Genomic DNA, 11,971 nt, shown 5'->3' with positions numbered 1-11,971 from the left:
ATGAACCTGTCCCCTCTCAATCGCCGCCGCTTCGAACTGTTCAAGGCCAACAAGCGTGGCTGGTGGTCGCTGTGGCTGTTCCTGGTGCTGTTCGTCCTGAGCCTGGGCGCCGAACTGATCGCCAACGACAAACCGCTGGTGGTGCATTACGACGATGGCTGGTACTTCCCGGCCCTCAAGCGCTACCCGGAAACCACGTTCGGCGGCGAATTCCCGCTGGAAGCCAACTACAAGAGCCCGTACATCCGTGAACTACTGGCCGCCAAGGACGCCTGGGTGCTGTGGGCACCGATCCCGTTCAGCTACCAGAGCATCAATTACGACCTGAAAGTCCCGGCGCCGGCACCGCCCTCGGCCATGAACTGGCTGGGCACTGACGACCAGGGCCGCGACGTATTGGCGCGAGTGATCTACGGCTTCCGCATTTCAGTGTTGTTCGCCCTGACCCTGACGCTACTCAGCTCGATCATCGGCGTGATCGCCGGCGCCCTGCAGGGCTTCTATGGCGGCTGGGTCGACCTGGCCGGCCAGCGTTTCCTGGAGATCTGGTCCGGGCTGCCGGTTCTTTATCTGCTGATCATCCTCGCCAGTTTCGTCCAGCCAAACTTCTGGTGGCTGCTGGGCATCATGCTGTTGTTCTCCTGGATGAGCCTGGTGGACGTGGTCCGCGCCGAGTTCCTGCGTGGGCGCAACCTGGAGTACGTGCGCGCCGCGCGGGCGCTGGGCATGCAGAACGGCGCGATCATGTTCCGCCACATCCTGCCCAATGCCATGGTCTCGACCATGACCTTCATGCCGTTCATCCTCACCGGCGCCATCGGCACCCTCACTGCGTTGGACTTCCTCGGTTTCGGCCTGCCGCCTGGCGCGCCGTCCCTGGGCGAGCTGGTGGCCCAGGGCAAATCAAACCTGCAGGCGCCGTGGCTGGGCATCAGCGCGTTCGCGGTGCTGGCCTTGATGCTGAGCCTGTTGGTGTTCATCGGCGAGTCCGCTCGCGATGCCTTCGATCCGAGGAAGTGAAATGAACCAGGACAATCTGATCGAAGTACGTGACCTGGCGGTGGAATTCATTGTCGGCGAACGCCGCCAGCGGGTGGTCGAAGGCGTCAGCTTCGATATCAAGCGCGGCGAAACCCTGGCCCTGGTGGGCGAAAGCGGCTCGGGCAAGTCGGTGACCGCCCACTCGATCCTGCGCTTGCTGCCCTACCCGTTGGCCCACCACCCGACCGGCAGCATCCAGTACGCCGGGCAGGATTTGCTGGGCCTGAAAGAAAAGACCATTCGCCATATCCGGGGTAACCGGATCGCGATGATCTTCCAGGAGCCGATGACCTCACTCAACCCGTTGCACTCGATTGAAAAACAGATCAATGAAGTGCTTGGCATTCACAAAGGCCTCACCGGCAAGGTCGCGACCCGCCGGACCCTTGAGTTGCTGGAGCTGGTCGGCATCCCCGAGCCCCACAAGCGCCTCAAGGCCTTGCCCCATGAGCTGTCCGGCGGCCAGCGCCAGCGGGTAATGATCGCCATGGCCCTGGCCAACGAGCCGGAACTGCTGATTGCCGACGAACCGACCACGGCTCTGGACGTCACCGTCCAGCTGAAAATCCTCGAATTGCTCAAGGAACTGCAGGCGCGGCTGGGCATGTCGCTGCTGCTGATCAGCCACGACTTGAACCTGGTGCGAAGAATTGCCCATCGCGTATGTGTCATGCAGCGCGGTTGCATCGTCGAACAGGCACCGTGCGAGGAGCTGTTTCGCGCGCCACAGCATCCGTACACTCGGGAACTGCTGGCCGCCGAACCCAGCGGCACCCCGGCGACCAACGTGGTCGGCCCGCCGCTGCTGCAGGTCGAAGACCTGAAAGTCTGGTTCCCGATCAAGAAAGGTCTGTTCAAACGCACGGTGGATTACATTAAGGCCGTGGACGGTATCTGCTTCAACCTGCCCCAGGGCCAGACCCTGGGCATCGTTGGCGAAAGCGGTTCCGGCAAATCCACCCTGGGGCTGGCGATCTTGCGGTTGATCGGCAGCCAGGGCGGGATCCGCTTCGAAGGCAAACAGCTCGACAGCCTGACGCAGCAACAGGTCCGGCCACTGCGCCGGGAGATGCAAGTGGTGTTTCAGGACCCGTTCGGCAGCCTGAGCCCACGGATGTGTGTGAGCCAGATCGTCGGCGAAGGCCTGCGGATCCACAAGATCGGCACCGCAGCCGAGCAGGAACAAGCGATAATCGCGGCATTGAAGGAGGTAGGCCTGGATCCGGAAACCCGGAACCGCTACCCCCATGAATTTTCCGGAGGGCAACGTCAGCGTATCGCCATTGCCCGGGCCCTGGTGCTCAAGCCGGCGTTGATTCTGCTGGATGAACCAACGTCAGCCCTGGACCGTACCGTGCAACGCCAGGTGGTGGAGCTGTTACGGTCGCTGCAAACCAAGTACAACCTGACGTACCTGTTTATCAGCCATGACCTGGCTGTCGTCAAAGCGCTGAGCCACCAATTGATGGTGGTCAAGCACGGCCAAGTGGTCGAACAAGGTGATGCCCGCAGCGTATTCGCCGCGCCGCAACACCCCTACACACAGCAGTTGCTGGAGGCCGCCTTCCTGGCCCCAACCACTGCCGAATAACCTGAAAGAGGAGCAACACATGGGTTTTCTCGCCGGTAAGCGCGTATTGATCGTCGGTGTCGCCAGCAAGCTGTCCATCGCATCCGGCATCGCCGCCGCCATGCATCGCGAGGGCGCTGAGCTTGCCTTCACTTATCAGAACGACAAACTCAAGGGTCGTGTCGAAGAGTTCGCACAAGGCTGGGGCTCGAGCCCTGAGCTGTGCTTCCCGTGCGACGTGGCCAGCGATGAAGAAATCGCCAAGGTCTTCGAAGAACTGAGCAAGAAGTGGGACGGCCTGGATTGCATCGTGCACTCCGTGGGCTTTGCCCCGGGCGACCAGCTCGATGGCGACTTCACCGAAGCCACCACCCGCGAAGGTTTCCGCATCGCCCACGACATCAGCGCCTACAGCTTCGTGGCCCTGGCCAAGGCCGGCCGCGAAATGATGAAAGGCCGCAATGGCAGCCTGCTGACCCTGTCGTACCTGGGTGCCGAGCGCACCATGCCGAACTACAACGTCATGGGCATGGCCAAGGCGTCCCTGGAAGCCGGCGTGCGTTACCTGGCCGGTTCCCTGGGCCCGGAAGGCACCCGCGTCAACGCTGTATCGGCCGGCCCGATCCGCACCCTCGCCGCCTCCGGCATCAAGAACTTCCGCAAGATGCTGGCCGCCAACGAAGCGCAAACCCCGCTGCGTCGCAACGTCACCATCGACGAAGTCGGCAACGCCGGCGCGTTCCTGTGCTCGGACCTGGCGTCGGGCATCAGCGGTGAAATCATGTACGTGGACGGCGGTTTCAACACCACGGCCATGGGCAATATCGAAGAGTAATCTTCACCCACACCCACGCGTAAAAAACGCCGTTTGTCCTGGAAAGGGCAAGCGGCGTCTTTTTTTGCCGATGGTCTGATTACACCGCAACACCCTGTGGGAGCGAGCTTGCTCGCGATGGCGGTGGATCAGTTGGCATTGATGTTGGTCAGGCCCACTTTACTAGCGGCGTAGCGTCTGTTTCTGTGCATACATGGCCGCATCCGCTTCGGCCAGCAGGCCGTCGATCGACTGATGACGCTGCGGGTCGTATTCGATCTGGCCGACACTGAAGTGGATGTCATAGCCGCGCCGCAGCATCGCATTGCGCTCATCGAGGATTTCCCGGAGCCGCGCCATGATCGCCGAGGTCTCGACATGGGACGAGCCGGTGAGCAACGCGACGAACTCATCACCGCCCAAACGACCGATCACATCGCTTTCGCGAAAGGCGATGCGCAGCACGTCGGCGAAGGTCTTCAGCGCGGTGTCCCCCTCGGCGTGCCCGAAGCGGTCATTGATGGACTTGAAGTCATTGAGATCGAAAAACAGCAGCGTCGCCGGACGCGACAGGCGCTCGCACACGCTCAATGCGTGCTGGGCCAGCATCTTGAAGCCGCGCCGATTGGACAACAGCGTCAGTTCGTCCATGCTCGCCATCTGCACGGCAATCATTTCCTGCTCGGCCATGCGCGCCAGGTCACGCAGCAGATCGCGCTCCTCGTCATTGAGCTTGCGTGGCCGGGTGTCGAGCAGGCACAACGTGCCCAGCATGCTGCCATCCTCCAACCCCAGCGGATGCCCGGCATAAAAACGAATACCAGGCTTATCCGTGACAAGCGGGTTATCGTGAAACCGCTCGTCCTGTTCCGCGTCGCAGATTTCCAGGATCTGATCCTGCAAAATCGCATGCCCACAGAAAGAAATCTCCCGCGAGGTTTCGCTGGCGTCCATGCCGGCATTGGATTTGAACCACTGTCGGTTGGCATCCACCAGAGACACCAACGCAATGGGCACATCAAACAGCCGCCGGGCAAGACGGGTCAGGCGATCAAAACGCTCCTCGGGCGCGGTGTCGAGCAATTTGAGCGACCGCAGATTCTTGAGGCGAACGGCTTCGTTGTCCGGTTTACCTGGCTCGATCATCGGGAGCTCCATTGGCGGCACTTCCTGAAGTCTAGCCCAGGCCCACTCCCCTTCAAACCCAACGGCTAAATCAAACGGGCATTTGCTGGCGAGGGCTAATACACTGCTTCACAGATTCAAGACGAGGACGCTGACCGATGAAGCTCGCCACCCATGACGCCGCCCCACGCTTCTGGCGCGATGCGGCCTTGCCCTTCATCGAAGCCCGGGCCATCGCCGATGGGCGCAAGGTCTGCTATTCACGTCACTCCCACGACCATTTTTCCATCGGGGCGATCACCGCCGGGCGCAGCACCTACATTCACGAGCGCTCGAATTTCCAGGTGCAGAGCGGCACGGTGGTGCTGATGAACCCCGGCGATGTCCATGCGTGCAACCCGGTCAATGATGAGCCATGGTCTTACTTGATGCTGTACGTCGACACCCAGTGGCTAAGAGACTTGCAGCGCCGTATCGGCTTCGACGAGAGCCTGGATTTCCAGGGCTTCGCGACCACCCATAGCCGCGACATCGAGCTGTTCACCGCACTGCAAGGGCTGTATGAGCAACTGGTGGACGAGCAGATCGATACCCATCACAAGCACGCCGCCGCCGAGGCGTTCTTCACCGACCTGCAGCAGCGGCTCAACCCCGCCGGCCGCCCGGACCGGGGCAGCCATCCGGGGCTGATGCGAGCGGCGCAGTTCATCCATGACCATTGCACCGACGCGCTGAAGCTCGAAGACATCTGCGCCGCCGCGCAACTCTCGCCGTCATACCTGAGCCGGGCCTTCAAGCACCATTACGGGATGACGCCCCATGCCTTTCTGGTCAACCGTCGGATCCAGTTCGCCCGCCGACAATTGCGCGAAGGCAAGCTGATTGCCGATGTGGCGCTGGACAGCGGATTTGCCGACCAGGCGCATTTCCAGCGGGCCTTCAAGCAACACCTGGCGGCTACGCCGGGTCAGTATCGCGGTTGATACCCGCCCTTTTGTGGCGAAGGGACTCGACTCAAGGCAACAACAAATACACCGCACTGGCCACCAGCAACACGGCCATCACCCGGTTGAATAGGCGCATGGTCGCCGGGTTGCCCAACCAGGAGCGCAGAAAACTGCCGGCATAGGCCCAGCAGCCCACCGAGACGTAGCAGATCACCAGGTAGATTGCCGCAAACTGCCACACCAGCCGCGCCTCGCCGTCAGCCACGAATGCGCCCATGCCCGCCACACAGGCCAGCCAGGCCTTGGGGTTGAGCCATTGCATCAGCGCTCCGTAGAACATCGAGGGCGCCCGCCCCTCATCTGCGTCGCCCAGGTGCCCGTTGTCCATCGCCAGCTTCCAGGCCATGAACAACAGAAACCCCACACCGCCCAGTTGCACGACCCGTGTGAGCCCAGGCCAGCGCTGCAGCACTTCATGCAACCCAAGCCCCATCAGCACCAGCAACAAGACAAAGCCCAGGGTCGCGCCACCGACATGGCGCAAGGTGGCACGAAAGCCGTACCGGGCCCCGGAGCTGAGGGCTATGATATTGACCGGGCCCGGCGTAATAGAGGCGACTAACGCAAACGCCGCCATGGAAAGAATCAGACTCATCGCATACCTTCTTCATGAACTGTGAGGTGGCGATCAGGGTAGGTTTTCATCTGCCGCAGGTATTGAACAAAACTGCCCAATGAGCGCAGCAACCCCTCGCGGGAACAGCGTCGCTGCGCGTATTTTTTACGAAAACTTTACGCTGAGTCCGTCCAACGAAAACAATACTGTGCGGCTCATTCACTCAGGCGTGCTCTATGTCCATTGCGGTAGTGCGGTTTATCGGTTTCATCCTCGGCATTTTCCTGATCACCCTCGCCGCCAGCATGGCCATCCCGCTTCTGACGCTGGTGATGTACGATCGCAACGATGACCTGTCGGCATTTTTGTGGTCGAGCCTGATCACCTTTGTCTGCGGCGTCGCGCTGGTGGCTCGCGGTCGGCCAGCGCACATCCAGATGCGCCCCCGGGACATGTACCTGCTGACCACTGCCAGTTGGGTCATCGTCTGTACCTTCGCCGCCCTGCCCATGGTGTTCATCCAGGACATCAGCTATACCGATGCCTTTTTCGAGACCATGTCTGGCATCACCACCACCGGTTCGACGATCCTGACCGGGCTGGACACCGCGTCCCCGGGCTTGTTGATCTGGCGCTCGATGTTGCACTGGCTCGGCGGGATCGGCTTCATCGGCATGGCGGTGGCGATCCTGCCGTTGCTGCGGGTCGGCGGCATGCGGCTGTTCCAGACCGAGTCGTCGGACTGGTCGGAGAAAGTCACACCGCGCTCCCATGTCGCGGCGAACTACATCCTGTGGATCTATGTCGGATTGACCGCCCTCGCCACCCTGGCCTTATGGTTGGCCGGCATGACGCCCTTCGACGCGATCAACCATGCGATGTCCTTGATTTCCACTGGTGGCTTTTCCACTTCCGATGCCTCCCTGGGGCACTGGCCCCAACCGGCCATCCACTGGGTGTCAGTGGTCATCATGATGGCCGGTGCACTGCCGTTCACCTTGTATGTCGCCACCTTGCGCGGCAACACGCGCGCGCTGCTCAAGGACCAACAAGTCAGGGGCTTCGTCGGTTTCCTGGTCGTTACCTGGCTCGCGGTGGGGACCTGGCTGAGCCTGCACAGCGATCACACCTGGTGGGACGCGGTGCGCATCGTGGCCGTCAACGTGACATCGGTGGTGACCACCACAGGCGTGGCGCTGGGGGATTACACGCTATGGGGCAGCTTTGCCCTGTTGCTGTTCTTCTATTTGACATTTATCGGTGGCTGCTCGGGCTCGACCTCCGGCGGGTTGAAAATTTTCCGCTTCCAGGTAGCCGGCGCATTGCTGATGGGCAGCCTGAAACAACTGATCCATCCCCGGGCGGTGATCCAGAAAAAATACAACAACCACCCCATCGACGAAGAGATCGTCCGCTCGCTGCTGACGTTTTCATTTTTCTTCACCATCACCATCGGCGCCATCGCCCTGGGGCTGGCGCTGATTGGCCTGGACTGGACGACAGCCTTGACCGGCGCGGCCACCGCCGTGTGCAACGTCGGGCCCGGACTGGGCACGATCATCGGACCGGCCGGTAACTTCTCGACGTTGCCCGATGCGGCCAAATGGCTGCTGACCATTGGCATGCTGCTGGGCCGGCTGGAGATTCTGACCGTGCTGGTGTTGTTCACGCCGGTGTTCTGGAAGTATTGAACACTTCGGGTAATGCGAAGCAGACAAACAAAAAAGCCGCGATGCCATGAACAGGCATCGCGGCTTTTTTCAAGCGATCAGCGGTCGTTCTTGATCGAAGAACTGGTCGCCTTGGTCAACCCCTTGGTGTTGTGGGTGCCCGGTGTAGCCGTGGAAATCGCGGAAGCCTTGGTCAAGCCACGAGTATCGCGATCCTTGGCGATGCTCGACGTGAGCGAAGCCTTGCTGGCTCGGTCAGTGCGGGTGGCACCGGTATGCTTGCCGCTGAGACCATGGTCGCGCGTGCGGGTGCCGCTGTGGTCGCTGGTCAATCCTTTACCAAGGCCGCTGGAATCGCTGGACTTGCCGCTGCCCTGCCCACCACCGATGCCGCCCCCTCGGCCACCGCCGTTTCCGCCGCCGTTTCCGCCACCACCCCCATTGCCACCGCCAGCGGCGTAGCTCGCACCGATAGGCGACAGGTCGGCGGGCAGCAAGGCTGAGGCACCCAGCATCAAGGCACAGACAGCGGCGGCGATCAGGGATTTCTTATGTTTGGACATGATGTCTCCGAAAGACAAAAACAACGGTTGAACCTTTAAGACTCAAGGGTTCAACTTTTGTTCGTGACCATCCGACCAAGTGAAGGGAAATTCACTGTCGATTTTTCGGTGGAGTCGTTCCCGGCACGGTTCTATGCTCAGCCCCATGAACCGACAAGACTCGCTGCTCCCGCCCCACGCCGAGATGGTCCGCGCCATGCTCGAACGAGACACCGCCTACGAGGGGGTGTTCTTCACTGCGGTCAAGACCACCGGCATTTTCTGTCGCCCCAGTTGCACGGCGCGCAAACCGAAACCGGAGAACGTCGAGTTCTTCGCCCATGCCGACGAAGCCATGTCAGCCGGCTACCGGGCCTGCCTGCGCTGCAAGCCACTGGATGCCGCGGCCATCGCGCCGGACTGGATCCAGGCCCTGCTCAAAGCCGTGGACGCTGAGCCCGACCTGCGCTGGACCGACGCCCTGCTGCTGGAACAAGGTATCGAACCGCTGAAACTGCGGCGCTGGTTCAAGCAACATTTCGGCATGACCTTCCATGCGTATCTGCGGACCCGACGCTTGGGTATCGCCCTGGGAGGTATCAAGGAAGGTGCATCCATCGACAATGCAGCGCTCGATTGCGGCTATGAGTCCCTGAGTGGGTTTCGTGATGCATTCGTAAAATCCTTTCACATCACGCCAGGTCGCGCCGCCCTCAGCGAACCCCTGCTGTTCACCCGCCTGACCACGCCATTGGGCCCCATGCTGGCCATGGCCGAACGGCGCGGCCTGGTACTGCTGGAGTTCCTTGATCGCCCGGCCCTGACCCGGGAAATCGAAGAGTTGCAGCAGCGCTATGGCTACACCGTCGCGCCGGGACACAACCATCATTTGCAGCAGATCGAAACCGAACTGGCCGACTACTTCACCGGCAAGCTCACTGCGTTCAGTGTCCCCTTGCACATGCCCGGCAGCGCCTTCGCCGTCCGGGTCTGGGCCGAGTTGCAAAAAATCCCCTACGGCGAGACCCGCAGCTACGGCGGCATCGCCTCCACACTCGGCAGCCCCGGCGCCAGCCGTGCCGTGGGCCTGGCCAACGGGCAGAATCGCCTGGCCATCGTCATCCCTTGCCATCGAGTGATCGGTGCGGACGGATCGCTGACCGGCTACGGTGGCGGACAGCCGCGCAAGGCGTTTCTGCTACGTCTGGAAAAAGCCGCGGTGCAGGTTTCGCTGCCGCTGGCATTTTGATCCCCTGGAGAATGAACCGCTGATGCCTGTACCCTATCAAGCGGCGAGCACCTTTCTGGCCAGCCTGGATGAGGACTGGCGACGCCATGTCGAGGCGATCGGTCCTTGTCTGTTGCAACCCAAACCGGCCCGTGATCCCTATGAAGCCCTGGTGCGGGCGATTGCCTATCAGCAACTGCACGCCAAGGCAGGCGATGCGATCCTCGGTCGACTGTTGGCGCTGTTCCCGGCATTGACCTTCCCCAGGCCTGAACAGCTCCTGGCGACGGACTTTGCGCAAATGCGCAGTTGTGGGTTCTCCGCCAGCAAAATCGCAACCATCCACGGCATCGCCCAGGCGGCGCTGGATGGGGTGGTGCCGGATTACGCCACGGCACTGGCCATGGAGGATGAAGTGTTGATCGAGCGTTTGATCAGCTTGCGCGGCGTCGGGCGCTGGACCGTGGAGATGCTGCTGATCTACAGCCTGGAGCGACCGGACATCCTGCCGGGAGATGACTTTGGAGTGCGCGAGGGGTATCGGCGGCTCAAGGGCTTGGACGTCCAACCGACGCGCAAGCAGATGGTTGGGATCGGACAGGCGTTGAGCCCTTATCGGACAGTGGCGGCATGGTATTTGTGGCGGGTGCCCAGTCGCTAGACCGTGTCATCATTCATCGCGAGCAAGCCCGCTCCCACATTTGATCTTCAGTGTTCACAAATAATGTGTACACAGAAAATCCCCTGTGGGAGCGAGCTTGCTCGCGATGGCGTCAGGACAAACAGCTCTATGCCGCAGGCACACCACTGTGGAACCGAAACTCCACATCCGGCGACTCGATCAGCTCGCGTTCAGCGTCGCGGACCTTGTCGATCACCTGGGCAATGTCCTTGGCATCGCCATACTGGTAGGCCAGCTTCAAGTAACCCTGGAAATGCCGGGCCTCGCTTTTCAGCAGGCCAAAATAGAACTTGCCCAATTCTTCGTCCAGGTGCGGCACCAGCGCCTCGAAACGCTCGCAGCTGCGGGCTTCGATAAAGGCACCGACCACCAGGGTATCCACCAGTTTCACCGGCTCGTGGCTGCGGACCACCTTGCGCAGCCCCGAGGCATAACGCCCGGCAGAGAGCTGGCGCAGGCCGATCTTGCGCTTTTTCATCAGCCGCATGACCTGCTCGTGATGCACCAGTTCTTCCCGGGCCAGGCGCGACATCAAGTTGATCAGGTCGACGTGGGAGTGGTACTTGGCAATCAGGCTCAGGGCGGTGCTCGCGGCCTTGAACTCGCAGTTCTTGTGGTCGATCAGCAACGTTTCCTGATCGGCCAGCGCGGCCTGGACCCAGGCATCAGGGGTGCGACAGCCAAGGAATTCGTGGATTTCGGGAAGGATCATGGGGCTCACGGGAAAAAGGTAGTCGAGCGAAGGGCGCCGATTATACCGGCCTGCCCCCAGACCACCAGCCACCGTCGTTGATATGCATCAAGTCGACGACTCAGCCATAGCAACTATAGTTGAGCAATGCCGTGCCTTTTCATTGCTGGAGACACCGATCATGCAAGCCATTCGCAGCATCCTGGTGGTCATCGACCCCGAACATTCGGAAAGCCTGGCGCTCAAGCGCGCCAAACTGATCGCCGGCGTGACCCAGGCCCACCTGCACCTGCTGGTATGCGACAGAAAGCACGACCACGCCGGCATGCTCAGCGTCCTGAAGGCCGCGCTGCTGGCGGACGGCTACAGCGTGACGACCGAACAGGCCTGGAATGAAAGCCTGTATGAAACCATCATCGATGTGCAGCAGGCCGAAGGTTGCGGCCTGGTGATCAAGCAGCACTTCCCCGACAGCCCGCTGAAAAAAGCCCTGCTCACCCCGGCGGACTGGAAACTGCTGCGCCATTGCCCAACCCCGGTGCTGCTGGTGAAAACCGCCGGTTCCTGGAAAGACAAGGTGATTCTGGCCGCCATCGACGTCGGCAATACTGACGACGAGCACCGTCACCTGCACAACACGATCATCGATCACGGCTACGACATTGCCATCCTGGCCAAGGCCCACCTGCACGTGATCAGCGCCCACCCCACGCCGATGCTGTCGTCCGCCGACCCGACGTTCCAGCTCAAGGAATCCATCGAGGCGCGCTATCGCGAGCAATGCCGGGCGTTCCAGGCGGAGTTCGACATCGACGACCAGCACCTGCACATCGAAGAGGGCCCGGCGGACGTATTGATCCCGTTCATGGCGCGCAAGCTGCAGGCCGCAGTGACGGTGATCGGCACCGTGGCGCGTTCCGGGTTGTCAGGGGTCTTGATCGGCAATACCGCTGAAGCGGTGCTCGATACGCTGGAAAGCGACGTGCTGGTGCTCAAGCCCCAAGAGGTTGAGGATCATCTGGTGGAGTTGGCGGTCAAGGGCTGA

12 protein-coding genes are annotated in these 11,971 nt (G+C 61.4%); 8 read left to right on the top strand and 4 right to left on the bottom strand.

Annotation, left to right across the window (positions count from 1 at the left end; translation table 11 throughout):
- Genes EPZ47_RS12565 through fabI form a run of 3 tightly spaced genes read left to right on the top strand, consistent with a single transcriptional unit; the run spans nt 1 to nt 3,446 of the window.
- Nucleotides 1–1,020 (top strand): ABC transporter permease, encoded by a 1,020-nt coding sequence (locus EPZ47_RS12565; RefSeq protein ID WP_135845059.1) that lies wholly within the window; start codon nt 1–3, stop codon nt 1,018–1,020.
- A gap of 1 nt (nt 1,021) precedes the next feature.
- Nucleotides 1,022–2,632 carry an ABC transporter ATP-binding protein gene (locus EPZ47_RS12560; protein WP_135845058.1) on the top strand — a complete coding sequence of 537 codons (1,611 nt, stop codon included), beginning with the start codon at nt 1,022–1,024 and terminating at the stop codon, nt 2,630–2,632.
- Between the two features lie 19 nt (nt 2,633–2,651).
- The gene (fabI, locus tag EPZ47_RS12555) at nt 2,652–3,446 is read left to right on the top strand and encodes an enoyl-ACP reductase FabI (protein ID WP_135845057.1); all 795 of its coding nucleotides are present in this window, start codon (nt 2,652–2,654) and stop codon (nt 3,444–3,446) included.
- 162 nt (nt 3,447–3,608) lie between these two features.
- Here fabI and EPZ47_RS12550 read toward each other — a convergent pair whose 3' ends face one another.
- Nucleotides 3,609–4,571 (bottom strand): sensor domain-containing diguanylate cyclase, encoded by a 963-nt coding sequence (locus EPZ47_RS12550; protein WP_135845056.1) that lies wholly within the window; start codon nt 4,569–4,571, stop codon nt 3,609–3,611.
- 137 nt (nt 4,572–4,708) lie between these two features.
- Here EPZ47_RS12550 and EPZ47_RS12545 point away from each other — a divergent pair, with 137 nt between their 5' ends.
- Nucleotides 4,709–5,533, top strand: a complete 825-nt coding sequence (locus tag EPZ47_RS12545) for a helix-turn-helix transcriptional regulator (RefSeq protein ID WP_135845055.1) — start codon at nt 4,709–4,711, stop codon at nt 5,531–5,533.
- A gap of 31 nt (nt 5,534–5,564) precedes the next feature.
- Here EPZ47_RS12545 and EPZ47_RS12540 read toward each other — a convergent pair whose 3' ends face one another.
- The gene (locus EPZ47_RS12540; RefSeq protein WP_135845054.1) at nt 5,565–6,152 is read right to left on the bottom strand and encodes a LysE family translocator; all 588 of its coding nucleotides are present in this window, start codon (nt 6,150–6,152) and stop codon (nt 5,565–5,567) included.
- Between the two features lie 197 nt (nt 6,153–6,349).
- Here EPZ47_RS12540 and EPZ47_RS12535 point away from each other — a divergent pair, with 197 nt between their 5' ends.
- The gene (locus tag EPZ47_RS12535; RefSeq protein ID WP_135845053.1) at nt 6,350–7,804 is read left to right on the top strand and encodes a TrkH family potassium uptake protein; all 1,455 of its coding nucleotides are present in this window, start codon (nt 6,350–6,352) and stop codon (nt 7,802–7,804) included.
- 77 nt (nt 7,805–7,881) lie between these two features.
- On the opposite strand, the gene EPZ47_RS30210 is transcribed toward EPZ47_RS12535, so the two are convergent.
- Nucleotides 7,882–8,346, bottom strand: a complete 465-nt coding sequence (locus EPZ47_RS30210) for a hypothetical protein (protein WP_178084249.1) — start codon at nt 8,344–8,346, stop codon at nt 7,882–7,884.
- Between the two features lie 145 nt (nt 8,347–8,491).
- Between EPZ47_RS30210 and EPZ47_RS12525 the strand changes: the two genes are divergently transcribed.
- Nucleotides 8,492–9,574, top strand: coding sequence for a bifunctional transcriptional activator/DNA repair enzyme AdaA (locus EPZ47_RS12525; RefSeq protein ID WP_135845051.1), 1,083 nt, complete (start codon nt 8,492–8,494; stop codon nt 9,572–9,574).
- Nucleotides 9,575–9,596: 22 nt separating this feature from the next.
- Complete coding sequence (locus EPZ47_RS12520; RefSeq protein ID WP_135845050.1) at nt 9,597–10,214, top strand: DNA-3-methyladenine glycosylase family protein; 618 nt, start codon at nt 9,597–9,599, stop codon at nt 10,212–10,214.
- 127 nt (nt 10,215–10,341) lie between these two features.
- Here the strand turns inward: EPZ47_RS12520 and EPZ47_RS12515 are convergent, their stop codons facing one another.
- Nucleotides 10,342–10,947, bottom strand: a complete 606-nt coding sequence (locus EPZ47_RS12515; protein ID WP_135845049.1) for a MiaE family protein — start codon at nt 10,945–10,947, stop codon at nt 10,342–10,344.
- 160 nt (nt 10,948–11,107) lie between these two features.
- On the opposite strand from EPZ47_RS12515, the gene EPZ47_RS12510 reads away from it, so the two are divergent.
- Nucleotides 11,108–11,971, top strand: coding sequence for a universal stress protein (locus EPZ47_RS12510; RefSeq protein ID WP_135845048.1), 864 nt, complete (start codon nt 11,108–11,110; stop codon nt 11,969–11,971).

It is taken from the genome of Pseudomonas viciae (assembly GCF_004786035.1).
GTDB classification, from domain to species: Bacteria; Pseudomonadota; Gammaproteobacteria; order Pseudomonadales; family Pseudomonadaceae; genus Aquipseudomonas; species Aquipseudomonas viciae.
Note: the sequence above shows the minus strand (reverse complement) of the source record. Positions and strands in the feature narration are given on the sequence as shown.